The following is a 26,777-nucleotide window of genomic DNA, read 5'->3' as shown; positions in this document are numbered from 1 at the left end:
TGCGCTCGTCCTGACTACAATCACAGGTAGCCCGGACGAGCGCAGCGACTCCGGGAAAACACTCAGCTACTGGTCAACGCGCCCTGATATTTATGCAGCATCGTCACCAGCCGTTCAACCGGCTGCGTAACCTGCTCAGGTGCTTCCCAGACGCGCAGTTTTTCCTGATAAACCCCGAGTTCCTCCAGCAAACGCGTGAAGTAATAACGGCGTTTGTCATCGCTGGTTGCTGAAATCACTCGGTCAGCGGTGCGGCGCAGCTGACGGTGGAAGGCCGACAGATCGTCATTCACCGGAATAGGCGCATCGCGCAGACGTTGATGCGCGATGATAAGCGTCAACGCCAGACGGAACTTCGCAATATCCCCCGGGAATTTGTTCAGCAGCAAAAACAGCTGCTGGTAGAGTCCCGGCAGGTGGTTCTCTTTTCGACGAGCCATATTGGTGGTCATCGCCGACACCGCCGCAAACACAAACTGGTTCAGCAGCACGCGCCCGGTACGCAGGCGGGAGTTATCGCGGATAAGCAGAATGACGATAAACGCCATAAAGCAGCCGACAATCTGCCCTAATGCACTGTCGAGGAACTGGCTGAAGTGGAAGGTCATCGGGTTATCCAGCACCAGAATGTTGATGGTACTGGCCAGTGCCCCCATCGATCCCAGCCGGCGCTTTTGCACTTCAATGCCAATAAAGAAGCACATGACCGCCAGGCTAATACACAACAGCAGCATACTTTGTTGCGTCGCGGGGATGATAATCAGGAAATAGAGCGCTCCCAGCGGCAGCGCCGCAATGGTGCCGTAGATAAAGTCTATCGCCACCATGCGCGGATTCGGTAAACGCATGGCCAGTGAGGTAACCACGGCAATCATCACCATCGCACCGCTACCGGATGTCCAGCCGGTCCACAGCCAGAAAAGAATGCCCAGCGCGCAGGAGAGCGTGGTACGCCAGAAGTTGATCATCGCGTGGTGACGTTCGGCAGACTCCGGTCGCACGACCACTTCGCTTTGCAGAATTTCTTCTTCGCGGGCGCTGATTTTTGTATTACCAATCACGCCGCGTTTGAGCAGCAGGTAGCGCGTGGCGGCCCCTACCCAGCTGTAAATCGTTACTGGCGTATCGTGCTCACCCGTCCACGCCAGCACGCGGCGCATTCGTTTAAGCTGGCGGTGAACATCCTGCACCGTTTCAACCGGCTCTTCGAACAACTCACGATAAGCGTCAGTGACCAGCTCAGGCCGCGAGTTTTGCATGATGAAGGTTTCACAAGCCTGAGTCACCATGGTCAGCGAAACGGTGTTCAGCGCCTTCAAGCGACGGTTGGCCCAAGCCCAGCGTGAGGACTCCATATTCAGGTTGCCGCGCATCCCTTCCAACGCAGCGGTGCGACGCAGCAGCGCCAACCAGGCTTTGTCCATCTCATCGCTATCGCCATGCTTGATGCACAGCTGCATCAGGCGATATTGATCGATAAGGATGGCATCGAGTTCGTTGTCGATCTCTTTTTTGATCGATCGCGGTGAAAACAGGAGATCGGCGACGATCGCACAGATAATCCCCAACACGATCTCGCTGCAGCGTTCCACGGCAAACTGCGGCGTCAGCAACGGTTCGGCCTGAATCGTGATAACGATAATCAGCGCTGTATAGCCGGAGAGCCCCCAGGCGTAGGAGTTTTCAACGCGAACCAGCGAAGAGATCCAGGTACAGAAACCGGCCCAGATGCTACAAACCAGCAGCATCAGCAGCGGCGCACGGATCATGGTGATGATAATCACCAGCGCGGCGATACAGCCGATAAAGGTCCCGACAATACGCAGCATCCCGCGATAACGGATTGCCCCCGCGTAGGGTTCTCCACCCGCAGCGAAGGCCGGACCGGCCGCCACAATAGCGGCAGTCAGCACCGCCCAGCGCGGCGTTTCAAGCTGAAAGTGGAAGCCGACAAACAAGGCCAGCACCACCGCACAGGCCAGTTTGACGGCAAAGCGGATGTGCTGGTTGGCAATGCTAAAAATGCCCATGGCAATTAACCGAATTCACGCAGACGCAGCGCCAGCTTCTGGAAGAAGCTCATGCGGCTGGCATCGCGGTCTTTCTCACCGGTAATGACCACCGTGGCGGTCGTACCCGCTGGCCACAGGTTACCTGTCTGTTCATCCAGACGGATACGCACCGGTACACGCTGAGCCAGACGAACCCACTCCAGGTTGGAGTCGATGGTCGCCATCCCTTTGCTGTCGACGCTGCTACTGGCGTTGGTGACACCCGCCGCAACGCTATCAACGGTTCCTTTAATTACATGGTTGCTGCCCAGCGGGGTAATTTCAGCGCGGTAACCCGGACGTACGCTTGAGAGCTTGGTCTCTTCAAGGTAGGCCATCACATAGAAGGAGTGCTGTTTCACCAACGCGACCGCTGTAGAACCACGGGTAATAAATTCACCGGCGTAGACGTTCAGGTTAGTCACCCAGCCATCCGCTGGCGCGCGAATCACCGTGCGATCCAGATCCAGACGCGCTAGATCGCGCGTGGCTTGCGCTTTCGCTAACTGGTGCAGCACGGTTTGCAGCACGTTATTGGATTGGTCTATCTCTTCGCGAGACATGGCAATCACGCCCAGCTTGTTACGACGCCCGGCTTCTCGGCTTTTCTCGTCCGCCAGCGCTTTGTAGTAGGCGACGTCAGCATTCGCTTCTTCCAGTGCCTTTTGGTAGCGCGGCTGGTCAATAATAAACAGAACCTGATTTTTGCTAACCAGTTGGTTATCCTTGACCTGAACATCGGTAATCAGGCCGGATACGTCTGGAGCAATGGCGACGACGTCCGCGCTAAAACGCGCATCACGCGTCCACGGAGACTCGGTGTAATAGACCCAGGCACGAAAAATAGCGATGAATGCCAGGATGACCAGTATCACCGTAATAGCGGTACGGGAGATATTTCTTGTTAGTGTTTTCACATCTACCTCAGACGAACAAACGTGATATTAGATAAAACAGGCAGCAATACAGTGCGGTGTTGAACAACGCGGGATGCCAGACAAAATCATAGATCCCAGTTGGCGTCAGCACGCGACGCACCAACCAAAAAATGGCGAGCGATAAGAGCAGCTCAAAGAAGATCGGCGGGAATGAGAGACCGAAAATCACGATGACAGGAAACAGGCTCATGTTGACCTTACTAGACTAGCGTGCAGGTGAGATTGGAACTTTAATTATTCAGCTAACAGTATTTTAACGTAACTGTTATAGCCTTATCTACATAGTGTGATGCAAATCACTTTTAAGCCAGAGTGAACAATGGAACGACTAAAACGGATGTCGGTTTTTGCCAAAGTTGTCGAGCAAGGCTCCTTTACTGCCGCGGCGCGCCAGCTACAGATGAGCGTTTCTTCCATCAGCCAGACTGTTTCTAAACTGGAAGATGAGCTGCAGGTCAAACTGCTTAATCGCAGCACCCGCAGCATTGGCTTAACCGAAGCCGGTAAAATTTACTATCAAGGTTGCCGCCGAATGCTGTTCGAAGTGAAGGATGTACACGAACAGCTTTATGCCTTTAACAACACGCCGATTGGTACGCTGCGCATCGGCTGTTCTTCAACTATGGCACAAAATGTACTCGCTGCCATGACGGCGGAAATGCTCAAAGAGTATCCAGGATTAACCGTAAATCTGGTGACGGGCATTCCAGCGCCGGATCTGATTGCCGATGGTCTGGATGTGGTTATCCGCGTCGGGGCACTGCAAGACTCCAGCCTCTTCTCTCGCCGTCTGGGCAGCATGCCGATGGTCGTTTGTGCGTCCAGAAAATACCTCGCGCAGTTTGGCGTGCCCGAAAAACCGGCGGATTTGAGTAACCATTCGTGGCTGGAATATAGCGTTCGTCCGGATAACGAGTTTGAGCTGATTGCCCCAGAAGGGTTGTCGACTAAACTGCTGCCAGAGGGGCGATTTGTCACCAACGACCCGATGACCATCTCTCGCTGGCTGGTCGCCGGTGCCGGCATTGCCTACGTCCCGTTGATGTGGGTGATCAATGAGATCAACAGCGGTGAACTCGAGATCTTATTCCCGCGTTATCAGTCCGATCCGCGCCCGGTGTACGCCCTGTATACCGAAAAGGACAAGCTGCCGCTCAAGGTGCAGGTCTGTATTAACTATCTGACCGACTATTTTGTCAAAGTCGCGGAGCTGTTTCAGGGGATGCGTGGAAGAAGGAAAGAATAAGCAAGGTCATCTATATTCCAAAACTGAACATCCCGACTAAAGATATTTGGCATAAATATTTCCTGAACTACAGTAGCGGTAATTCAGGAATAAGTCATTCGTACTATTAAGTTTGGCTAATTGACACCGTGGCCGTCTGACTATTATCTTGTATTACGTCTGATACTCAGACGGTTGCATTTAATTAAAATATAAAAACAGAATGCATTGAACAGGACCATTTTAACCAAGGACTCAGAATGAATCTATTCGAACAAACACCGCCTTCACGCAGGCGTTATGGGCTTGCCGCGTTCATAGGGTTAATCGCAGGGATCGTCTCCGCGTTTGTGAAATGGGGTGCAGAAGTGCCTCTTCCTCCGCGCAGCCCTACCGATTTATTTACCGGTGCATGCGGGCCTGAACAGTTAATAAGAGCCGCGAGCCAAATCGATTGTTCCCGTAATTTTCTCAACCCCCCGTATGTATTTCTTCGCGACTGGTTGGGCGTCGCAGACCCCAATGCCGCCGTTTACACTTTTGCTGGACATATATTTAACTGGGTCGGCGTAACGCATATTATTTTCTCCATCGTCTTCGCTGTGGGTTATTGCGTGGTTGCTGAAGTCTTCCCGAAAATAAAACTCTGGCAGGGTTTGCTTGCCGGTGCTTTAGCTCAGCTTTTTGTCCACATGATCTCCTTCCCGCTGATGGGGCTGACGCCACCGCTGTTTGAACTGCCGTGGTATGAACATGTATCAGAGATCGTGGGCCACCTGATTTGGTTCTGGTCGATTGAAATTATCCGTCGTGATTTACGTAACCGCATCACTCACGAACCCGATCCTGAAATACCGCTAACGCATTTGCGATAAAAAAAAGCGCACCTCAATGAGGTGCGCTTTTTAGATGACGCCTTGTTCAGGTTAAGCAGTACCGCCCACCGTCAAATTATCCACCTTCAGCGTCGGCTGACCCACGCCAACCGGCAGACTCTGACCTTCTTTGCCGCAGACGCCAACGCCGTTATCCAGCTTCAGGTCGTTACCGACCATAGACACCTGCTGCATGGTTTCGATACCGGAACCAATCAGCGTCGCCCCTTTCACCGGCTTGGTCACCTTACCGTTTTCAATCAGGTAGGCTTCTGAGGTGGAGAAGACAAACTTACCGGAGGTGATATCCACCTGACCGCCGCCAAAGTTTGGCGCGTAGAGGCCGTATTCAACGGACTCAATGATTTCCTGCGGCGTGGATTTCCCGGCCAGCATGTAGGTATTCGTCATACGCGGCATTGGCAGGTGCGCGTATGATTCACGGCGGCCGTTACCGGTTGGCGCAACACCCATCAGGCGTGCGTTAAGCTTGTCCTGCATATAGCCTTTGAGGATCCCGTTTTCGATCAGCACGTTGTACTGACCCGGCGTCCCCTCATCGTCGATTGCTACAGAGCCACGGCGGTCAGACATGGTGCCATCATCAACGATAGTACAGAGTTCAGAAGCCACCAGCTGGCCCATCTGGCCGCTGAAGACCGACGTGCCGCGACGGTTAAAGTCGCCTTCCAGACCGTGGCCCACCGCTTCGTGCAGCAGTACGCCAGGCCAGCCCGCGCCCAGCACCACCGGCAGCGTACCCGCCGGAGCGGCGACCGCAGAGAGATTCACCAGCGCCATGCGTACGGCTTCTTTCGCCCAAGCATCGGCACGAACTTCACCGTCGAGGTCAGCGAGGAAGTAGTCGTAGCCAAAACGGCCACCGCCGCCGCTGGCGCCGCGCTCACGTTTGCCATCTTCTTCCACCTGCACGCTCACCGACAGACGTACCAGCGGGCGCACGTCGGCCGCCAGCGTGCCATCCGTCGCGGCAACCAGAATCAATTCATATACGCCGGTCAGGCTCGCCGTCACTTCCTGCACGCGGCTGTCTGCGGCACGCGCCACGCTGTCCACGCGGCGCAGGATATCCAGCTTCTCTTCGCGGGTCATGCTTTGCAGCGGATCCAGCGAGGTATAAAGCGCTGAGTGCTCTACCGCGCCCAGCGTCTGCACTTTGCCGTTACCCGCTTCACGCACAATGGTACGCGCCGCCTGTGCACTCTGCTCTAGCGCCAGCAGGCTGATCTGGTCGGCATAGGCAAAACCGGTTTTCTCGCCGCTTACCGCACGAACCCCCACGCCCTGGTCAATGTTATAAGAACCATCTTTAATGATGCGATCTTCTAAAACCCAGGATTCGTGGTAGCTGGACTGAAAATAGAGATCGCCATAGTCCAGACGACGCTCCGTGAGTTGACCAAGAATGGCGAACAGATCCTGATGATTCAGGCCGTTCGCTGCCAGCAATTGTTCACTTACCAGGTTTAGACTCATTATTTCGCTACTCGTTAATGGCCCGCGCGCTTCACGCATTTCGAGCCGGTATTCCGGGTGTTTGTCTTATGAGATTGAGGCAATTCAAGGCTTGCGTCAAATCATGGCTTTTTGTCGCTGCGCGCCTGGCGCAGCACTTCGTTAATTTGTGGCTTATCAATCGGGCCGGTGATGCGATAACGCAGGATAGAGACTTTGTTCCACAGCGGGCTAAGTACTTTCGTCGCCGCAAACACCGCCGCGCCGATAATCGGGTTCACCGCGAAAGCCGTCGCCACGCTGACCGTCGCCGAAATTTCCGGCGCGACGATGGCTTCCATATCCAGCTCGCGTCGCACCAGATTGACCGACCCTTTCATGGCGATATCGGCTTCCAGACCATCAACCAGCGTATCATCAGTATTCAGCACGCCGTCTTTGATCCACGCGGTACTGCGAATAGAATCAAAGTAGAAGCCTTCACTGAAGGTGTCGCTAAAGTCAAAGCGCAGCTTACGCAGCAGCGCATCGACGCTCAGTAGACGCAGCAGTTGTCCGGCATGGCCCGTGGAAAGATCGGTAAACTGCCCTTTGCCAACGCGCGATTTCAGAATACCGTTCAGCGACGCAACATCAGGCTGCCACGGTTTATCACGCCAATGTAAATCGTAGTCTACATCAACGGAAGAATCGCGAATCGGCGTTGAAACCCCGAAGAAAGCCGTAGCCTCATCAATCTTGTTTCCGTGAATTTTCCCCTTCAGCGAGGTGCGCTGCCCGGACGGTGAGTTTACCCAAACGCCATCGGCGGTTAAGCGGCCAAAGCCGGTATCCACCAGCCCGTTAGCCAGAGTCAGGGTATCGCCCTTCACGCTGAAGTCACCATCGATACGGCCATATTTCTGCCCCCACAGCCAGCATTCGGCGCAGCGAAGCTGAAGATCGGGCCAGCTGTGGAAATCTATCGCACTGCTGCTTGAGGTGTTGCTTAGCGGGCCTGTAGCAGCGGTCTGCGCCAGCGGATTAGCCGACGGGTTGTAATAAAGGTAGCGAACGGCGGCCTGCCACGGTGAGCTATTTTTCATCGTCAGGCTGGCGTTAATTTCGCGTCCCTGAGCTTCCACCCGCGTGCCGTCTGCCGTTGGTTGGGACACCACGCTCAGGTTATTCCACTGCTGGCCTGCAAAGGTCAACGACGACGTACGCAACGTCACGTTTTGCGGGAAGGCGGCAGCAGAGCTTACGCCGTCGGCCGCGCCGTGCTGGAACAGCGCCAGCCACTGCGCGCCGTCCATCGGCGGCATATTCAATTCCACGCCCGCCGTTTGCGGCAGCGGCGGGATAGTACGGCTGTCCGAGGCCCAGATAGCGCTCTCAAGCGTGAGCTTTTTCCCCAACAGCCAGCGGCTATTCAGGTGGTTATCCGGCCCCACGTTGCCGGTCAGAGTGAAGCTATGCAGATTCCCGTCGACGTTGAGCTTAACCGGCAGCGATTTCCCCGCCGCTTTATCCGCCGGAGACGGTAAGCTACTGCTCATATTTTGCAGGTCGCTGGTGATACCGACCTTGTAGGTCGCGCTGCCGTGATAAGGAAGCTCAATAGCAACGTTACCTTTCCACGGTACGCTGCCTTTAAGCGCGTCGTTAAGCTGTTTTGGCAGCACGCCCGTTTTCGCTGGCTGCCAGTCCGCCTGCATATTGACGCCCACCTGATAGGATTTCTCTCCCTCATTGGTGGTGAAATCGACGTTCAGCGGCTGATTGAACCAGGTGGCGGTCAGCGGCTCGCTCGTCAGGTTGCCATTATCAAAGCTGAAGCGGCCTTTGAGGTTATGCAGCGTGCTGTCGAGCGGTTTGATAAACAGGCTATTATTGTTCAGCGCGACGTTACCCGTGGCCTTCACCAGCTCGCCATCCAGCGGGATATCAAGATGTAAGCGAGCGCTCACATCACCATCAAGCTGGAGCTCTTCGAGGGTCGCACCCAGGGATTTGTCGAGCGGCGTCTGCTGGAAATACGGGCCAACCGCTTTACCAGGACCGTTAATATCGGCATCAATCAGCAGCTTCTCTTTGGCGTAGTCTGGAATCGACGCATTCAGGTTGCTGGCGGTCACGCCGCCAAGCGCCGCTTTATCCGCCTTCATCCACAGGCCAGCATTGATAAAGTTAAGCTCGATATTCAGATTGGTCAGCGCCGGCCAGTCCGGCTGGAAGGCAAAGGTCGCATCGTGCAGCGGCACATAGACCTGGAACTGTCCTTCGTTATGCTCGTACGGGAACAGGTGTGGGTTACCGCCGTAAACCAGAGTGGCGTTCTCCGCTTTACCCGCCTTGATAGCACCACTCAGGTAGTCAACAAGCGCTTTCCCCATCAGGTTTTCAGGGAAGTAACGCCACGCCTGCCCACCGTCGTCAGTACTGATACCGGCCAGAATCCCCAGCCACGGCTGGTCGTCCTTCGGCTGCAGATAGCGGAAACCGCCCGCGGCACGAACGCCCGTCGCCGTGACATCGATATCACGCCCATCGAGCATGAAGCCTCTACCGTCATTGACCCAGTTCAGGGTCGCAACGCCGTTGGCAATCTCCAGCGGTGCGCGGAAGACGTGTTCGTACGGCATCTTCGCGTCTTTCATCGCAACATGCAGCGAGCCATTTTCCAGGCTACCGGCAATGTACCCGGAGACGTTCTCAGCGCCAGGCAACAGTTTCCACTGCTTCCAGCCTAGGTTATTCCAGCTCGCGTTAAAGCGGGTTTTGCCCGTGTCCTGAAGCGGGATATCAATTGCCAGCGCATCGACCATGCCCGCAGGCTGCGCGGTGCGCCAGATGTCGGCGACGTCAGGTGAAAGTTTTTCAGCGATCGGCAGCAGGCCGTTTAAGCCAGCCGGTGAGAGATGGCTCGCGCGGATACGCAGTTCGTCACTGCGCTTATTGTTCGGCCCCCCAACTTCTTGAGCCGGGATCCATGCCAGCGCCAGTGCCCCGCGAGGCCACGGCGTATCGTCAATCGTGATACGGGTATCCGGAATGCGGAGCTCCCAGCCCTGTTTCTCACGCGACAGGTGCGCGGTGAGGTTATCCACCGCCAGATGGTGATCCTGCTGGTCGCCCTGCCAGCTGGCGCCACCCTGTTTCAGCCAGACATCGCCGTTGGCGATTTCGCCTTTATCCAGCGAAGCCCAGCCTTCAAGGCTAAAGCGAGCGCTGGTCAGCGCGATATTGTCCTGCATCCACTGTCCCAGCCACGGCTTCACATCGATGTCGTCAGCCTGGAGCCAGATGCGGCCTTTATTCAGCAGACCATTTTCATCACGCAGATCCATACGCACTTTCATCACCCCGTGCTGCCCGGTGAGGCTCGAGAGGCTAAGCTCCCCTTCGGCGCGGTGACGGTTGTCATTGTTGACCCAGGTGAGCTGCGGAATGGCAAGTTCAGCACGCTGGCCGGAGAGCGTCAGGAAGCTGAGATGGCTATCGCGCAGGGTGAAGTGGTCAAACTGGCGCAAGAACAGATCGCCGACGCGGTCGCCCTTCAGGCCATCGCCGCCGTCGTTATTCTGTAGCGGCGTATTGGTATGAATTTGCAGCTGCCAGAAGGTCAGCTCGCGAAACTGCCAGCGCATGTGCAGCAGGCTTTGCCAGACATCCAGCGCCATCGAAGCACGTTTGATAGACAGTTCGCCGCCGTCGTTCATCGCAACGTGGATATCGCGCACGTCCAGCGTCGGGCCGAAGTTTTGCCAACTGGCGTGGATCTGGGAGGCGGAAACCGGCAGCCCAGTGACCGCTTCAATTCTGGTCAGCAGTTCAGGGCGCCATTTATCCAGATGTGGCAAGGCGAGACGCAGGCCGCTCACCAGCAGCGCGACAACGACAATCAGTGTGGCAACGGTGAGCAGTAAAATCCCCGGCAATCGCCTCACGCATCTCTCCTTGGGTCGCAGCAGGCTGCGTAATTACATCATAACCACATCAAACTGCTCCGGGTTATAGAGCGGTTCAATCTGGACTTTAACCTGCTTGCCGACAAAAATTTCTACTTCTGCCAGCGCGTGAGACTCTTCGCCTTTCAGCGTTTCGGCCACGGATGGAGAAGCGTATACCAGGAAGCGATCGGAATCATAAGCGTGATGCACGCGCACAATTTCACGCATAATCTCATAGCACACCGTCTCAACGGTTTTCACCGTACCACGCCCATGGCAGGTCGGGCATTCTGTGCAGAGCACGTGTTCGACGCTCTCGCGCGTACGCTTACGGGTCATCTCTACCAGCCCCAGCGGCGAGAAGCCGTTAACGCTGGTTTTCACGCGGTCTTTGCTCAACGCTTGTTCCAGCGAGTGCAGTACCCGACGACGGTGGTCTTCGTTATTCATATCGATAAAATCGATGATGATAATGCCGCCAAGGTTACGCAAGCGCAGCTGACGCGCAATCGCCTGAGTCGCTTCAATATTGGTGTTGAAAATGGTGTCATCAAGATTACGGTGCCCAACAAAAGCCCCGGTGTTGATGTCGACGGTGGTCATCGCTTCGGTCTGGTCGATAACCAGATAACCACCGGACTTGAGCTCAACTTTACGCTCCAGCGCTCGCTGGATTTCATTCTCAACGTCGAACAGATCAAAGATAGGCTGGCGGCCACTGTAATGCTCAAGCTTGTTGGTCATTTCAGGCATGTATTCAGCCGTGAATTCCATTAACGCTTCGTAGGTCAAACGGGAATCAACGCGAATTTTATCCAGCTGAGCGTCCGCAAAGTCGCGCAGGACACGCTGCGCCAGCGCCAGCTCACCGTACATCTGGTAGCGAGTCTGTGGGCGCTTCTTACGCTCCATCACTTTGGTCCAGACGCGCTTAAGATAGGCGGCGTCAGAGGCTAAATCCTCTTCACACACCCCTTCTGCCGCGGTACGGATGATAAAGCCGCCCTGCTCATCGCAATAATCCGCGACCACTTTCTTTAAGCGATCGCGCTCGGCTTCACTTTCAATACGCTGCGACACGCCGACGTGCGAAGCGCCGGGCATAAAGACCAGATAACGAGAAGGTAACGTGATGTCGGTAGTCAGACGCGCGCCTTTGGTCCCCAGGGGATCTTTCACCACCTGTACCATCAGGTCCTGGCCCTGACGCACCAGTTCAGAAATATCGCGGACGGTGAACTGCTTTTGCTCTTCACCCGCCACACATTCGGTATGCGGCATGATGTCGGAAGCGTGAAGGAACGCTGCCTTATCGAGACCAATATCTACAAAAGCCGCCTGCATACCTGGTAAGACACGACTAACACGACCTTTGTAGATATTGCCTACTATTCCGCGTCGCGCTTCACGCTCAATATGAATTTCCTGCAAAATGCCGCCATCGATATACGCCACTCGCGTCTCCGATGGCGTCACGTTAACTAATAGTTCAGCCGTCATGTGTATCCCTTTTTTCACGTAGCGAGTTAAAGTTACTCAGCAACTCATACGTTTCCACCAGCGGTAAGCCGACTACGGCGTGATAGCTGCCATTTATCTTCCTGACGAAACAGCCACCCAGCCCTTGAATACCATATGCACCTGCTTTATCTAAAGGTTCGCCGCTCGCAACATAGTCTGCAATGTCTTCCTCGGAAAGCATCCGGAAGGTCACTTCCGTCACGACCAGGCAGTCGAGCGTATGCTGGCTATCTGCCAGCGCAACGGCGGTCATCACCTGATGGGTATTCCCTGATAGCTTACGCAGCATCGCGGCGGCATGCGCCGCATCGCGAGGTTTTTCCAGCACTTCACCGTTAAGCACCACAATCGTATCAGCCCCCAGAACGGGGAGGTCGTGACGGGCTAACGCAACGCCCGCCTGCGCTTTCTCTCGCGCCAGACGCGCCACGTATTGCTGCGCCGGCTCCTGTGGGCGACGCAGTTCTTCGATACCGGGAACCACTTTCTCAAACGTCATGCCTAGCTGAGTGAGAAGTTCCTGGCGACGCGGGGAACCTGAAGCAAGATAGAGAGATACCATAACGACCTTATTGAACGGCAAATTGCTGGCGAACTTTACGCATCAGAAGAAATATCCACGGCCAGAGCACGCCGTTTACTACACTACTCCAGAACACTTCAGGTCGGAAAGAGACGTTGATCACTAAAAACTCTGCCCAGAAAACAATAATATCCGTCGCGAGCGAGAGCAGTATAACCACCAACGCCTGTTGCCAGAGCGCCAGGTTGCGGAACAGCTGATATTTCAGCGCCACCAGATACGCCACAATGCTCAACGACAGCGCGCGCACGCCAAGCGTTGATCCACTGATGAGATCAAGTATGGCACCCATCACCAGACCCGTACCCACATTCACGCGGTGCGGCAGCGCCAGTGACCAGTAAAGCAGAATGAGCAGCACCCAGTTTGGCCGGAAGACGGTAAGGTCGTCCGGCCAGGGCATAACCTGTAGCAGCAGTGCGATAAGAAACGAGAGCCAGATTACCCAGCGTCCCTGGCTACGGTAGCTTGCCACTATTGCCCTCCTGCAGAGGGTTGTGGTGGCGGCGTACCCGCAGGCGGTGTGGCTAACCCGGTTGCCGGCGCGGGAAGCTGCGGCCCCATGGTTTCAGGAGACGGTAGTACCTGAGGCATCATCTGCATAAGACGCTCGTTGGCTACGCGATGAACCTCTTCCGGCGTCATCGGGTTAGTGCCGTTACGATCCGCGCCCCACAGCAGCAGCAGATAGCGTAAACGCTGCAGGCCCGCCGTTGGACGCGCCTGAATCACCGTGTACGCGCGCTGCGTATCCAGCTTAACAGACGACACCACGCCAACCGGATAACCTTCCGGGAAACGACCACCCAGACCGGATGTCACCAGCACATCGCCGACACGAATGTCGGTATTGGCTGGCAGATGCTCCAGTTGGAGATCGTCAGTGCAGCCGTTACCGGCGGCAATCACACGAATATCGTTACGCAGAACCTGAATCGGCAGTGCGTGGGTGGCATCGCAAATCAGCAGCACGCGGCTGGTGAGCTTGGCGACGGCCACAACCTGACCCACAACGCCTTTGTCGCTGATCACTGGCTGGCCTTCGTAAACACCGTTTACGCTGCCTTTGTCGATAACCACCTGGTCGCTGTAGGGATCGTTAACCGTTGAGATCACCTGCGTCACCATTTTTTGTTCGTCCTGGCGCAGCGGTGAACCTAACAGTTCACGTAAACGGGCATTTTCTTGTTTGTACTGACCGAGCATCAGCAGGTCGCTATTTTTCAGCAGCAGTTCCTGACGCAGTGCACGGTTTTCGAGCTCGAGCTGATCGCGTGAAGCCAGCGTTTGAGAAACGCTATCAAGCAGTTCACGAGGACCATTGGAAACAAAGTAGAAAGGACTGACGGCAGTATCCATGTATGTTCGGATTTGACTGAACATACCGAGGCGGCTATCGGCGATAATGACACCCAGCGCCACCAGCACCGCCAGAATAAGGCGAATCTGCAGCGACGGGCCACGGCTAAAAATGGGCTTCATAGGCTATGCGTATTCTCGTGTCAGTGAAATAGAGGGTAGCCTTCTGGCTACCCTGAACCTCATGCTGACTACTCTTCGCTAAACAAGTCGCCGCCGTGCATGTCGATCATTTCCAGCGCCTTGCCGCCGCCACGCGCTACACAGGTCAGCGGATCTTCAGCAACGACAACTGGAATACCGGTTTCTTCCATTAACAGGCGGTCAAGGTTGCGCAGCAGCGCGCCACCACCGGTCAGAACCATACCGCGCTCGGAGATGTCGGAAGCCAGTTCTGGCGGGCACTGTTCCAGTGCAACCATGACTGCGCTCACGATGCCAGTCAGTGGCTCCTGCAGCGCTTCGAGAATTTCGTTGGAGTTCAGCGTGAAGCCGCGCGGAACACCTTCTGCCAGGTTACGGCCACGCACTTCGATTTCACGCACTTCGTCACCCGGGTAAGCGGAGCCGATTTCGTGCTTGATACGTTCTGCGGTAGCTTCACCAATCAGAGAACCGTAGTTACGGCGAACATAATTGATAATCGCTTCATCGAAGCGGTCACCACCGATACGTACGGAGGAGGAGTAAACCACACCGTTCAGGGAGATAACGGCAACTTCAGTGGTACCACCGCCGATATCCACAACCATGGAGCCGGTTGCTTCAGAAACCGGCAGACCTGCACCAATTGCAGCAGCCATTGGCTCTTCAATCAGGAACACTTCACGAGCGCCAGCGCCCTGAGCGGATTCACGGATCGCACGGCGTTCAACCTGGGTTGCGCCAACCGGTACACAAACCAGTACGCGCGGGCTTGGGCGCATAAAGCTGTTGCTGTGAACCTGTTTGATAAAGTGCTGGAGCATTTTCTCGGTGACGAAGAAGTCAGCGATAACGCCATCTTTCATCGGGCGAATCGCCGCGATGTTACCTGGCGTACGGCCCAGCATCTGTTTTGCGTCATGACCTACAGCGGCCACACTTTTCGGTGAACCGGCACGATCCTGACGAATGGCGACCACGGAAGGCTCATTCAATACGATGCCTTGTCCTTTTACGTAAATCAGGGTATTCGCGGTACCCAGGTCAATGGACAGGTCATTGGAAAACATGCCACGAAATTTTTTCAACATACTAAGGGATAATCCTGAAAGCTGGGGCGGAAAAATAAAATCCGCTTACTTTACCAACCACACGCAGCAGCGACAAGGCGCAAAAATCATCTGCAACGGTGAAAATTAGTGCAGTTCGTTACCTTTGTTACAAATCCAACCTGAGTCCTTCAGTGCAGGAATACTCACTGCCGCTCCATCCTGGATTTGTCCCTGTCAAAGGTCGACACATGCATGTGTGCGTCTTTTTTCCCGGCGAGCAGACATGCACACTCCCGAAAAAAACCGCGCGCGTTATTCTACGTGATAAACACGTTAAACAGCAGGTCAAACCGAATATCTTTGCGAATATTTTTTCACATTTGAGTCAAGTGGCTGGGAAGCAGCAAAAAAATCCCCCTGACCGCCGAAAACTCCGCATTTGGTCAGCTCTTGCCACTCGCCCCGGCTGCGGACTCCGGCGGCGAAAACCTGAATCGACGTTCCCTTACAGGCCTCAACCAGACTTTGAACCAACAGCTGGTTCTGACTGCGTTTTTCAATATTGCGCACCAGTACCGGATCTAGCTTAATCAACTCAACCTCAAGCTGCTTAATCCAGGTGGTACTGACTAAGGCTAAACCTGCCTGCGTTACCGCAACCCGAACGCCTAATGCATGAATTAAACGTACGACTGGCTGTAAACGCGTCATATGTTGACAGACATCTACCTCTGCAAGTTCAAAAATAATCCGTCGACGTTGAGATTTCTCGCACTGCATCAAAGTATCACGCAGCCAACGCTGGAAACGCGGGCGAATAAGCGACTCGACCGTCACCTGAATTGCCAGATTTTCCTCAGGCCAAAACCCCAGGAATGGGATCAGACGAGTGATCTGCTGGCGGTCGTATTCTTCACCGAGGCCAAACTCCAGCACCATCGGCATATATTCCGCGGCGATAACCTCTTCTTTACCGTCAAAAATACGGCACATCAGTTCTCGGTGATGAACGCTGCCGTCGAGGTTGACCGCCGGTTTTTGGTAAAGGCGCGGGCCGCCGCGGCTGAGCATCTGCTCAATCAAAGTGCGCCAGCGGACGTTGCCGCGCCCTTTCTCCGGCAGCGAGTCATCGTATATCGCCCAACTGTTGCTGCCCTGTAGCACCGCGTTGCGTACCGCCGCCTCGGCGTGTTCCATCACCTGTTCGGTGGTCTGCCCGCCGCGCCAGGCGCAAATGCCGATGTGCATCATGTCATCGCGATCGAGGATTTTCGCCAGCGGCAGGCCATCAATGGCTTTGAGCAGTTGCCCGGCGATGCTGTCGGCTTCTTTTAAGGTGCGATGCGGTAGCAGGACGGTAAAGTCACTGCGGCGATAGCGCGCCAGCAGCGCACCGGGATAACGCATAATAAAGGTAGAAAGCAGGTTGATGAGCGTAAAGACATGTTCTTCCGCCGCGGCCCGGCCCCAGTTGTCGCGCAAGAAGTCAAAGTCCGGCAGGCGGATCATCATCACGATACCGTGAGAGCCGACGTTTTCCTGGTCGTCGAGCAGCGTCGCGAGCTGATTATCAAAGAACAGTCGGTTGCTGAGGCCAGTTTTCGAGTCCTGAGCCGCGTAGGAGCGAATCAGCGTGTCCAGGCGGCTGCGCTGTTCTCCGGCAAACTGAATTTCAGAAAGTAGCATATCCAGTGCCGAACTGGTGCGGGCGGGCCATTCATGGATATTACCTTTGACTTTCGGCCCGCGCTCGCCGTTAAGAATACGAATAGAGCGCAGCTCCAGCAGCTCTTCCCCCGCAAGCTGTCGACGCAGCCAGCGCACGGCGATAAAGACCACCAGCACCATAAAGGCAATCGTAATGGTCAACGGCGCGGTGGTCATCAACGAGCGGAAGTAGTTGGCCATCGGGTCCTGATAGACCAGATGAATCTTCATGCCGGGGTGCTTGAGCGATGGAACTTCCATTTCGCGGAATTGATAGTGGCTGCCAACCGGCTGATAGCTGCTGGTGCGGCTATGGTGGAACAGCGCCTTTCCATTCAGCGTGAAATCGATACGGACGATATCGAGCGGCACCATGATTTCATCAAGCTGATGGTCGAGCTTATCGAACGGTGTGTTAATGAGGCGGTTATCCAATACCGTTGCCACGGCCTGCACGCGATTGGCTATCTTGTACTGTATGCCGTTATAAAAACTCAGTGAGGAGCCAATTAACGTCACAAAGATGGTAAGCCCAGTTAAGAGCGTAAAAAAGGCTGAGAACTTCGTCGTTAATCGCATCCCTGTGTTAACTCCGTAGGTTAATCGTCCCCGACAGAGAGCCGGGCGCCTGTGTTCGCACATTACTATCAGAAGTAAGCACTAACATATCAAACCAGGTCGGCATACTACCAAACCTGGCGGATCTGGCAATTTATTGCGCCAAATCGCCAACAAATAATGATAAACGAGTATAGTCCCCGGTAAATTTTTTCACTATCAGTCCATGTAAGGAAGGGTTATGCAGGCACTCATCTTAGAACAGCAGGATGGTAAAACTATCGCCGCAGTGAAGGCCGTTGACGACAGTCTGCTGCCGCAGGGTAACGTCACTGTCGATATCCAGTGGTCCAGCCTGAACTATAAAGACGCTCTCGCTATCACCGGAAAAGGGAAAATCATTCGTAACTTCCCGATGGTGCCAGGCATCGACTTTGCCGGGACGGTTCACACCAGCGATGATGCGCGCTTTACGCCGGGCCAGCAGGTGCTGCTGACCGGTTGGGGCGTGGGCGAAAACCATTGGGGCGGCCTGTCCGAGCGCGCACGCGTCAACGGCGACTGGCTAGTACCGCTGCCCGCTGGCCTGGATGGACGCAAAGCCATGATCATCGGCACCGCGGGCTTCACCGCGATGCTGTGCGTGATGGCGCTGGAAGATGCAGGTGTGCGCCCTGAAGACGGCGAGATCGTGGTGACCGGCGCCAGCGGTGGCGTGGGCAGTACCGCTATCGCCCTGCTGCACAAACTGGGTTATCAGGTCGCGGCGGTGTCTGGTCGTGAAAGCACCCATAGCTACCTTCGCGCGCTGGGGGCAAACCGCATTCTGGGCCGTGATGAGTTCGCGGAAACCCGTCCGTTGGAAAAACAGATCTGGGCCGGTGCGGTTGATACCGTTGGCGATAAAGTGCTGGCCAAAGTGCTGGCGCAGATGAACTACGGCGGTTGCGTCGCGGCCTGCGGCCTGGCCGGTGGCTTTGCGCTGCCGACTACCGTGATGCCGTTCATCCTGCGTAACGTTCGTCTGCAGGGCGTGGATTCAGTGATGACACCGGCGGCACGCCGCGCGGAAGCATGGAAACGTCTGGTTACCGATTTACCTGAGTCCTTCTTCGCACAGAGCGCAACGGAGATAAGTCTTTCTCAAGCGCCTGAATTTGCGGATAAAATCATCAGCAACCAGATTCAGGGCCGAACTTTGGTGAAAATCGACTAAGCACTTATTTTTCAAGGCGCACTCGCGTTAATTCGACTCCTCCGCCATGCTTAACAAAAGCCTGCCGGAGGAAGTCATGAAATCCCGTAAATTAACTGAAGCAGACGTCACCGCCGAGTCTGTTTTTATGCTTCAGCGCCGCCAGGTGCTGAAGATGCTTGGTATCAGCACCGCTGCCGCCTCACTTCCACTGCACGCCTCCAGTCTGACTGACTGGTTTAAAGGTAACGACCGACCGCCGGCCCCGGCGGGAAAACCGCTGACGTTCAGCAAGCCAGATGAATGGCAGAACAAGCTCACGCTGACGCCAGAAAACAAAGTCACCGGCTATAACAACTTCTATGAGTTTGGCCTCGATAAAGCCGACCCCGCCGCTAACGCCGGTAGCCTCCCCATCGACCCATGGAAGCTCACCATTGGTGGTGAAGTCGCAAAGCCGATGACGCTCGATCATGACGATTTAACCAAACGGTTCCCGCTGGAACAGCGCATCTACCGTATGCGCTGCGTCGAGGCCTGGTCGATGGTAGTACCGTGGATTGGTTTCCCACTGCATAAACTACTGGCCGCCGTCGAGCCCACCAGCAATGCAAAGTACGTGGCATTTAAGACGCTTTACTCCCCGGAAAACATGCCCGGGCAGAAAGACCGATTTATCGGCGGTGGTCTTGCGTATCCTTATATAGAAGGATTACGCCTGGACGAAGCCATGAACCCGCTAACGCTACTCACCGTCGGTGTCTACGGCAAAGCGCTGCCGCCGCAAAACGGTGCGCCAATCCGTCTGACGGTTCCGTGGAAGTACGGCTTTAAGGGGATAAAGTCTATCGTCAGTATCATGCTGACCCGTGAGCGCCCGGATTCCACCTGGAACCTCGCCGCCCCGGACGAATACGGGTTCTTTGCCAACGTGAATCCGCACGTCGATCATCCACGATGGTCCCAGGCGACGGAGCGTTTTATTGGCTCTGGCGGTATTCTTGATGTTCAGCGCCAGCCAACGCTACTGTTTAACGGCTATGCGGATGAAGTGGCTTCGCTCTATCGTGGAATGAATTTGCGGGAGAATTTTTGATGCGTTTAACGGCAAAACAAGTCACCTGGCTGAAGGTTTTCCTGCATCTTGCGGCTTTTTTGCCGTTTGTCTGGCTGTTCTGGGCCGTCTCACAGGGGCAGCTAAGTGCTGATCCAGTGAAAGATATTCAGCATTTTACCGGTAGGATGGCTCTGAAATTACTGCTGGCGACCTTGTTGGTCGCCCCGCTGGCGCGCTACGCTAAACAACCGCTGCTGATTCGCACCCGGCGATTACTGGGATTGTGGTGCTTTGCATGGGCGACTATTCACCTCACCAGCTATAGCGTTTTGGAACTGGGGATTCAGAATTTGTCGCTATTAGGCCAGGAAATCGCCACACGTCCTTATCTTCTGCTGGGATTTGCCTGCTGGCTGATTTTATTGGCCCTGGCGGTGACGTCTACTCAAGCGATGCAGCGAAAATTAGGCCGACGCTGGCAGCTTTTGCATAACTTCGTCTATCTTGTCGCGATCCTCGCACCGATACATTTCCTGTGGTCGGTAAAGATTATCTCACCACAACCGGTTATCTACGCGGCCATCGCCGTCGTGCTTTTAGCCTGCCGTTATAAGAAGTTTCGCCAGTGGTGGCGCTAGTTTCATGATATGTGCGGTTTACCGCAATTCTCTTATAGTCAGACGTTCTTTACACGATAGCAGTTGATAATCTTCCCTGATAAGACCAGTATTTAGCTGCCAAATGCTACGAAATAGTTATAATGTGCGACCTTGGTTTTCCCGACCGGGTTTTTAACCCCCTGAAAGGGTGACAATCGCGCATCGAAGGTATATTTTGTTTTTTACCCGAGAATTGCAGGAGATAGCAGCACAATGACTGACAAGTTTCGCATTTTGCTTTTGAACGGTCCGAACCTGAATATGTTAGGCACCCGTGAGCCAGAGAAGTACGGCACGCTGACGCTTTCCCAGATCGTAAGCCGCTTAACCGCGGAAGCTGAAACCCTGAACGTCACGCTCGACAGCCTGCAATCCAACGCCGAGTACGTCCTCATCGACCGTATTCATCAGGCTAAAGACAATATTGACTATATCCTGATTAATCCGGCCGCGTTCACGCACACGAGCGTTGCCCTTCGCGATGCGTTGCTGGCGGTGAGCATCCCGTTTATCGAGATCCACCTGAGCAACGTTCATGCGCGCGAACCATTCCGCCATCATTCGTATCTGTCTGATATCGCTTCTGGCGTTATCTGCGGACTCGGGGCTGACGGCTATTCATACGCTTTACAGACGGCGGTAAAACGCCTGTCACAATCAAACTAAACAAAGAGTACGGAACCCACTCATGGATATTCGTAAGATTAAAAAACTGATCGAGCTGGTCGAAGAGTCTGGCATCAACGAACTGGAAATTTCTGAAGGTGAAGAGTCAGTGCGCATCAGCCGCTCTGCTCCGAACACCGGTATTCCAGTGATGCAGCAGGCCTACGCAGCGCCTGTCATGCAAGCGCAAGCACCTGTTGCTGCAGCACCAGCTGCTGCTGAAGCTCCGGCTAAAGCTGAAATCAGTGGTCACATCGTACGTTCCCCAATGGTTGGTACTTTCTATCGCACCCCAGGCCCGGACGCGAAAGCCTTCGTGGAAGTTGGTCAGAAAGTAAACGTAGGCGATACCCTGTGCATCGTTGAAGCGATGAAAATGATGAACCAGATCGAAGCTGACAAAGCAGGGACTGTGAAAGCAATCCTGGTAGAAAGCGGTCAGCCAGTTGAATTTGACGAGCCTCTGGTCGTCATCGAGTAACGAGGCGAAGATGCTGGATAAAATTGTCATCGCCAACCGCGGCGAGATCGCACTGCGTATTCTTCGTGCCTGTAAAGAACTGGGCATCAAGACCGTGGCTGTGCACTCCACTGCGGACCGCGATTTAAAACACGTACTGCTGGCGGATGAAACGGTCTGTATTGGCCCGGCTCAGTCCGTAAAAAGCTACCTGAACATCCCGGCTATCATCAGCGCTGCTGAGATCACCGGTGCTGTTGCGATTCACCCAGGCTACGGCTTCCTCTCTGAGAACGCCAACTTTGCCGAGCAGGTTGAACGTTCCGGCTTCATCTTCATCGGCCCGAAAGCCGACACTATTCGCCTGATGGGTGACAAAGTGTCCGCGATCACCGCGATGAAGAAAGCAGGCGTACCAACCGTTCCAGGTTCTGACGGCCCGCTGGGCGAAGATATGGATGTTAACCGCGCTCATGCTAAACGCATCGGCTACCCGGTTATCATCAAAGCCTCCGGCGGCGGCGGCGGTCGCGGCATGCGTGTAGTGCGCAGCGACGCAGACCTGGCGCAGTCCATTGCCATGACCAAAGCGGAAGCTAAAGCAGCTTTCAGCAACGACATGGTTTATATGGAAAAATACCTGGAAAATCCTCGCCACGTCGAGATTCAGGTACTGGCTGACGGTCAGGGCAACGCTATCTATCTGGCTGAACGCGACTGCTCCATGCAGCGTCGTCACCAGAAAGTTGTCGAAGAAGCACCAGCACCGGGCATCACTCCGGAACTGCGTCGCTACATCGGCGAACGCTGCGCGAAAGCGTGCGTGGATATCGGCTACCGTGGCGCGGGTACTTTCGAGTTCCTGTTCGAAAACGGCGAGTTCTATTTCATTGAAATGAACACCCGTATCCAGGTAGAGCATCCGGTTACTGAGATGATCACCGGCGTTGATCTTATCAAAGAGCAGCTGCGTATCGCTGCCGGTCAGCCGCTGTCCATCAAGCAAGAAGAAGTCCATGTCCGTGGCCATGCGGTAGAATGCCGTATCAACGCCGAAGACCCAGACACCTTCCTGCCAAGCCCGGGTAAAATTACTCGCTTCCACGCGCCGGGCGGTTTTGGCGTTCGTTGGGAATCTCATATCTACGCTGGCTACACCGTACCACCGTACTATGACTCAATGATCGGCAAACTCATCTGCTACGGTGAGACCCGCGACGTGGCTATTGCTCGCATGAAGAACGCGCTGCAGGAACTGATCATCGACGGTATCAAAACCAACGTTGATCTGCAGATGCGTATCATGACCGACGAGAACTTCCAGCATGGTGGTACCAACATCCACTACCTGGAGAAAAAACTCGGATTACAGGAAAAATAATCCTGTTATCGCAGCAAAAGGCCGGATTTTCCGGCCTTTTTTCTTTTTCTCTCCCCTCATCTTTTCCTTGCGGTACAATCCCCGCTTTCTTCATCCACAAGGGACAAAAAATGGACAAGCGTTTTGTTCAGGCCCATAAAGAGGCGCGCTGGGCGCTTTGGCTAACCCTTCTCTATCTTGCTGCGTGGTTAGCGTGTGCTTACTTACCTGATTCCACGCAGGGTTTCACCGGCCTGCCGCACTGGTTTGAAATGGCCTGCCTGCTGATGCCGCTGGTTTTTATTTTGCTCTGCTGGCTGATGGTCCGCTTTGTCTTCCGCGACATCCCGCTGGAGGATAAAGATGCAAACTGAGATTATCGTTGTACTAGTGCTTTATCTGTTCGTGGTGTTCGGCCTGTCGCTGTATGCGATGCGTAAACGCAGCACCGGCTCTTTCCTAAGCGAGTATTTCCTCGGCAGTCGCTCGATGGGCGGCTTTGTGCTGGCCATGACGCTGACCACCACCTACATCAGCGCCAGTTCGTTTATCGGAGGGCCGGGTGCCGCCTATAAATACGGGCTGGGCTGGGTGCTGCTGGCGCTAATCCAGGTGCCGACGATCTGGCTGTCGCTGGGGGTACTCGGTAAGAAGTTCGCCATTCTGGCACGACGCTATAACGCGATTACCCTCAATGACATGCTGCAGGCGCGCTACCAGAACCGCGCGGTGGTGTGGATTGCCAGTATCAGCCTGTTGGTTGCTTTCGTCGGGGCGATTGCGGTGCAGTTTATCGGCGGCGCACGCCTGCTGGAGACGGCAGCGGGCATTAAGTATGAGAACGGCCTGCTGATCTTTGGCATCACCATTGCGCTGTACACCGCCTTCGGCGGCTTCCGCGCTAGCGTGCTCAACGACACCATGCAGGGTATGGTGATGCTGATTGGCACCATCGTGCTGCTGGTTGGCGTGGTACATGCTGCTGGCGGACTGCATAACGCCGTCGATACGCTGGAGCAGATTAATCCGCAGCTGGTCTCGCCGCACGGTGCAGACGATATCCTGACGCCAACCTTTATGACCTCCTTCTGGGTGCTGGTCTGTTTTGGGGTGATTGGCCTGCCGCATACCGCCGTTCGCTGTATCTCTTATAAAGACAGTAAGGCAGTGCATCGCGGGATTATCATCGGCACCATCGTGGTGGCGGTACTGATGCTGGGGATGCACCTGGCGGGCGCGCTGGGCCGCGCCGTGCTGCCGCATCTGACCGTGCCGGATCTGGTTATCCCAACGCTGATGGTGCAGGTATTACCGCCGTGGGCGGCTGGTCTGTTCCTTGCCGCGCCGATGGCCGCTATTATGTCGAACGTGAACGCCCATCTGCTGCAGGCGTCGGCGACCATCATTAAAGATCTGTGGCTCAGCGCGAGCCCGACTAAAATTCGTAATGAGCACCGCATTAAGCGTATCTCCACCTGGACGACGCTGGTGCTCGGTATTCTGATGATGCTCGCCGCCTGGCGTCCGCCGGAGATGATTATATGGCTGAACCTGCTCGCCTTCGGTGGGCTGGAAGCGGTGTTCCTGTGGCCATTAGTGCTCGGTCTGTACTGGGAGCGTGCGAACGCTGCCGGGGCGCTGAGTGCCATGATTGTCGGCGGTGTGCTGTACGCCGTGCTGGCCACATTTAACGTTCAGTACCTGGGCTTCCATCCGATTGTGCCTTCGTTACTGCTAAGTTTGCTGGCGTTTGTGGTCGGGAACCGTTTTGGTCAACCCGTCCCACAGGCTGCCGTAATTTCTTCTGATAAATAAAGAGTTTTGCCATGCCGTGGATCCAACTGAAACTGAACACAACCGGCGAGAATGCCGAAGATCTTAGCGATGCGCTGATGGAAGCCGGTTCGGTCTCCATCACCTTCCAGGATACGCATGACACGCCGGTCTTTGAGCCGCTGCCGGGTGAAACGCGTCTGTGGGGCGATACCGACGTTATCGGCCTGTTCGATGCAGAAACCGACATGAAAGAAGTGGTTGCCATCCTGGAACAGCATCCGCTGTTGGGTGAAGGCTTCGCCCACAAAATTGAGCAGTTGGAAGATAAAGACTGGGAGCGCGAGTGGATGGATAACTTCCACCCGATGCGCTTTGGCGAACGCCTGTGGATCTGCCCAAGCTGGCGCGATGTGCCGGACGTTAACGCCGTTAACGTGATGCTCGATCCAGGCCTGGCCTTCGGCACCGGCACGCACCCAACCACCTCCCTGTGTTTACAGTGGCTGGACGGGCTGGACTTAACCGGCAAAACGGTTATCGACTTTGGCTGTGGCTCCGGGATCCTCGCGATCGCCGCGCTGAAGTTGGGTGCTGCGAAAGCAATCGGGATCGATATCGATCCGCAAGCCATTCAGGCTAGCCGAGATAACGCACAGCGTAACGGCGTTTCTGAACGTCTGGAACTGTACCTGCCACAGGATCAGCCAGAAGCCATGAAAGCCGATGTCGTGGTCGCAAACATCCTGGCTGGCCCATTACGCGAGCTGGCACCGTTAATCAGCGTGCTGCCGGTTACAGGCGGCCTGCTGGGGCTTTCTGGTATCCTGGCAAGCCAGGCGGAAAGCGTCTGCGAAGCCTATGCCGATCTCTTTGACCTCGACGCCGTCGTCGAGAAAGAAGAGTGGTGCCGTATTACTGGTCGCAAAAAATAATTCCTTCCCGTGGCCTCTCTGGAGGCCACAGCTTCACGCTTTTTGTACGCCCCTCACCCCATCCATGTGTTAAAATATCGACTTAACTCATTAAAGTTAAAAAATAAAAAACGCAGACCATTCAATGGATGATATGAAGGCGAAGGGTCTCCCGAGCACTGGGCTCGCTCAGCGAGGAGTATAAAAGCTGTCAGGCCGTGATGAATCAATCCCCGATTAACATCGAGACCACACTCAAAGCCCATCTTTCACCGCTTAACGTGACGATTGATGACGTTCTCTGACCACACCATTCTGCTCCGAGGGTGTGACCTGGATTGTCCTGAAGCAGCCCATGACGCTTTCAGAAGCGCAGCTGAAAAAATTCACCCACACGATGCACCATGACAATAACCGCCCGTACAGCCGCTCAATGGCCGTGTAGTTGTCGAATAAGCGGCAGAAGAGTGCCGGGATCATGTCCTGAAATGGGAGCATTGTCACACTATGTCACAATAATCTGCTGATTAAATCAGCAGATTATCTTGCCAGATCTCCCTGAGTCGAAGAAAAAGTGAGAAGTTACTCAAAAATATAGATGTAGATAAAATCGCCATAATTTTCTAATTAGATGATTTATATAATTAATTCTTTAGTGGTGACATCGCTTACTGCGATTCTTTGATCCACCTCAGAGGATTGGTTAAAGTTTGGCCTTTCATCTCGTGCAAAAAATGCGTAATATACGCCGCCTTGCAGTCACAGTATGGTCATTTCTTAACTCATGCGTATCGGACAACACCAGCTCAGAAATCGACTGATCGCAGCACCTATGGCAGGTATTACCGACCGGCCGTTCAGGACGCTGTGCTACGAGATGGGAGCAGGTTTAACCGTTTCCGAGATGATGTCGTCTAACCCGCAGGTCTGGGAAAGCGATAAGTCCCGCCTTCGGATGGTGCACATTGATGAACCAGGTATTCGTACCGTGCAAATTGCCGGAAGCGTGCCTGAAGAAATGGCAGATGCCGCGCGTATCAACGTGGAAAGTGGTGCCCAGATTATTGATATCAATATGGGTTGCCCGGCCAAAAAAGTGAATCGCAAGCTTGCAGGTTCAGCCCTTCTGCAATACCCCGACCAGGTGAAGTCAATCCTGACGGCGGTTGTCAGCGCAGTGGACGTTCCTGTTACGTTAAAGATTCGCACGGGTTGGTCGCCGGAACACCGTAACTGTGTAGAGATTGCCCAACTGGCCGAAGACTGTGGCAT

The 26,777-nt window shown here is 54.7% G+C and carries 23 protein-coding genes and 1 pseudogene; 13 read left to right on the top strand and 11 right to left on the bottom strand.

Annotated features, from left to right (window positions below; translation table 11 throughout):
• Positions 1 to 62 precede the first annotated feature (62 nt).
• From aaeB to aaeX, 3 genes are read right to left on the bottom strand one after another with little or no spacing between them, the layout of a single operon-like run.
• Positions 63 to 2,030, bottom strand: coding sequence for a p-hydroxybenzoic acid efflux pump subunit AaeB (aaeB, locus tag RDN66_RS07310; RefSeq protein WP_035891202.1), 1,968 nt, complete (start codon positions 2,028 to 2,030; stop codon positions 63 to 65).
• A 5-nt stretch (positions 2,031 to 2,035) separates the two neighbouring features.
• The gene (aaeA, locus tag RDN66_RS07305) at positions 2,036 to 2,968 is read right to left on the bottom strand and encodes a p-hydroxybenzoic acid efflux pump subunit AaeA (protein ID WP_035891203.1); all 933 of its coding nucleotides are present in this window, start codon (positions 2,966 to 2,968) and stop codon (positions 2,036 to 2,038) included.
• 7 nt (positions 2,969 to 2,975) lie between these two features.
• Positions 2,976 to 3,179, bottom strand: coding sequence for a p-hydroxybenzoic acid efflux pump operon protein AaeX (gene aaeX, locus RDN66_RS07300; protein WP_035891204.1), 204 nt, complete (start codon positions 3,177 to 3,179; stop codon positions 2,976 to 2,978).
• Positions 3,180 to 3,308: 129 nt separating this feature from the next.
• On the opposite strand from aaeX, the gene aaeR reads away from it, so the two are divergent.
• Both aaeR and RDN66_RS07290 read left to right on the top strand, forming a co-directional pair.
• Positions 3,309 to 4,235: an HTH-type transcriptional activator AaeR gene (gene aaeR / locus RDN66_RS07295; RefSeq protein WP_035891206.1), complete on the top strand. Its 927-nt coding sequence runs from the start codon at positions 3,309 to 3,311 to the stop codon at positions 4,233 to 4,235.
• A 239-nt stretch (positions 4,236 to 4,474) separates the two neighbouring features.
• Entirely contained in the window at positions 4,475 to 5,089 is a 615-nt protein-coding gene (locus RDN66_RS07290) for a YagU family protein (RefSeq protein ID WP_035891208.1), read from the top strand.
• Between the two features lie 51 nt (positions 5,090 to 5,140).
• On the opposite strand, the gene tldD is transcribed toward RDN66_RS07290, so the two are convergent.
• The 8 genes from tldD to csrD form a co-directional block, all read right to left on the bottom strand.
• Positions 5,141 to 6,586 (bottom strand): metalloprotease TldD, encoded by a 1,446-nt coding sequence (gene tldD / locus RDN66_RS07285; protein WP_115073702.1) that lies wholly within the window; start codon positions 6,584 to 6,586, stop codon positions 5,141 to 5,143.
• Between the two features lie 101 nt (positions 6,587 to 6,687).
• Positions 6,688 to 10,494, bottom strand: coding sequence for an AsmA2 domain-containing protein YhdP (yhdP, locus tag RDN66_RS07280; RefSeq protein ID WP_202217097.1), 3,807 nt, complete (start codon positions 10,492 to 10,494; stop codon positions 6,688 to 6,690).
• A gap of 33 nt (positions 10,495 to 10,527) precedes the next feature.
• On the bottom strand, positions 10,528 to 11,997 hold the full coding sequence (gene rng / locus RDN66_RS07275) for a ribonuclease G (protein WP_035891210.1): 1,470 nt from the start codon (positions 11,995 to 11,997) through the stop codon (positions 10,528 to 10,530).
• Positions 11,987 to 12,580 (bottom strand): nucleoside triphosphate pyrophosphatase, encoded by a 594-nt coding sequence (locus tag RDN66_RS07270; RefSeq protein WP_202217096.1) that lies wholly within the window; start codon positions 12,578 to 12,580, stop codon positions 11,987 to 11,989. Before RDN66_RS07270 ends, rng begins: the two co-directional genes overlap by 11 nt.
• 7 nt (positions 12,581 to 12,587) lie before the next feature.
• The gene (gene mreD / locus RDN66_RS07265) at positions 12,588 to 13,076 is read right to left on the bottom strand and encodes a rod shape-determining protein MreD (RefSeq protein ID WP_035891213.1); all 489 of its coding nucleotides are present in this window, start codon (positions 13,074 to 13,076) and stop codon (positions 12,588 to 12,590) included.
• Positions 13,076 to 14,083, bottom strand: coding sequence for a rod shape-determining protein MreC (gene mreC, locus RDN66_RS07260; RefSeq protein WP_035891216.1), 1,008 nt, complete (start codon positions 14,081 to 14,083; stop codon positions 13,076 to 13,078). The genes mreD and mreC overlap by 1 nt, the downstream gene beginning before the upstream one ends.
• 68 nt (positions 14,084 to 14,151) lie before the next feature.
• Entirely contained in the window at positions 14,152 to 15,195 is a 1,044-nt protein-coding gene (gene mreB, locus RDN66_RS07255; protein WP_000913396.1) for a rod shape-determining protein MreB, read from the bottom strand.
• A 306-nt stretch (positions 15,196 to 15,501) separates the two neighbouring features.
• Positions 15,502 to 17,442, bottom strand: coding sequence for an RNase E specificity factor CsrD (gene csrD, locus RDN66_RS07250; protein WP_202217095.1), 1,941 nt, complete (start codon positions 17,440 to 17,442; stop codon positions 15,502 to 15,504).
• Between the two features lie 220 nt (positions 17,443 to 17,662).
• Here csrD and RDN66_RS07245 point away from each other — a divergent pair, with 220 nt between their 5' ends.
• From RDN66_RS07245 to RDN66_RS07195, 11 genes and pseudogenes are all read left to right on the top strand, one after another.
• Positions 17,663 to 18,637: an MDR family oxidoreductase gene (locus RDN66_RS07245; RefSeq protein ID WP_248538143.1), complete on the top strand. Its 975-nt coding sequence runs from the start codon at positions 17,663 to 17,665 to the stop codon at positions 18,635 to 18,637.
• Between the two features lie 76 nt (positions 18,638 to 18,713).
• The gene (msrP, locus tag RDN66_RS07240) at positions 18,714 to 19,712 is read left to right on the top strand and encodes a protein-methionine-sulfoxide reductase catalytic subunit MsrP (protein WP_035891270.1); all 999 of its coding nucleotides are present in this window, start codon (positions 18,714 to 18,716) and stop codon (positions 19,710 to 19,712) included.
• Positions 19,712 to 20,311, top strand: a complete 600-nt coding sequence (gene msrQ / locus RDN66_RS07235) for a protein-methionine-sulfoxide reductase heme-binding subunit MsrQ (RefSeq protein WP_123651686.1) — start codon at positions 19,712 to 19,714, stop codon at positions 20,309 to 20,311. Before msrP ends, msrQ begins: the two co-directional genes overlap by 1 nt.
• Before the next feature lie 234 nt (positions 20,312 to 20,545).
• Positions 20,546 to 20,998, top strand: coding sequence for a type II 3-dehydroquinate dehydratase (aroQ, locus tag RDN66_RS07230; protein WP_035891225.1), 453 nt, complete (start codon positions 20,546 to 20,548; stop codon positions 20,996 to 20,998).
• A 22-nt stretch (positions 20,999 to 21,020) separates the two neighbouring features.
• Positions 21,021 to 21,479 (top strand): acetyl-CoA carboxylase biotin carboxyl carrier protein, encoded by a 459-nt coding sequence (accB, locus tag RDN66_RS07225; RefSeq protein ID WP_035891227.1) that lies wholly within the window; start codon positions 21,021 to 21,023, stop codon positions 21,477 to 21,479.
• A gap of 10 nt (positions 21,480 to 21,489) precedes the next feature.
• Positions 21,490 to 22,839 (top strand): acetyl-CoA carboxylase biotin carboxylase subunit, encoded by a 1,350-nt coding sequence (gene accC / locus RDN66_RS07220; RefSeq protein WP_035891229.1) that lies wholly within the window; start codon positions 21,490 to 21,492, stop codon positions 22,837 to 22,839.
• 110 nt (positions 22,840 to 22,949) lie between these two features.
• Positions 22,950 to 23,192, top strand: a complete 243-nt coding sequence (locus tag RDN66_RS07215) for a YhdT family protein (RefSeq protein ID WP_035891230.1) — start codon at positions 22,950 to 22,952, stop codon at positions 23,190 to 23,192.
• A complete protein-coding gene (gene panF / locus RDN66_RS07210) occupies positions 23,182 to 24,633 on the top strand; it encodes a sodium/pantothenate symporter (RefSeq protein WP_202217093.1) in 1,452 nt (483 codons plus the stop codon). Before RDN66_RS07215 ends, panF begins: the two co-directional genes overlap by 11 nt.
• Before the next feature lie 11 nt (positions 24,634 to 24,644).
• Positions 24,645 to 25,526, top strand: coding sequence for a 50S ribosomal protein L11 methyltransferase (prmA, locus tag RDN66_RS07205; protein ID WP_035891243.1), 882 nt, complete (start codon positions 24,645 to 24,647; stop codon positions 25,524 to 25,526).
• 132 nt (positions 25,527 to 25,658) lie between these two features.
• Positions 25,659 to 25,961 (top strand): annotated as a pseudogene (locus tag RDN66_RS07200) (carbonic anhydrase family protein); the annotation flags it as partial.
• 328 nt (positions 25,962 to 26,289) lie between these two features.
• On the top strand, positions 26,290 to 26,777 hold a 488-nt coding region (locus RDN66_RS07195), incomplete at its 3' end, for a tRNA-dihydrouridine synthase (protein WP_308537741.1).

Source organism: uncultured Kluyvera sp. (assembly GCF_902485085.1).
Taxonomy (GTDB): Bacteria; Pseudomonadota; Gammaproteobacteria; order Enterobacterales; family Enterobacteriaceae; genus Kluyvera; species Kluyvera ascorbata.
The sequence above is the reverse complement of the archived record's forward strand: the minus strand, read 5'-3'. Positions and strand labels throughout refer to the sequence as shown.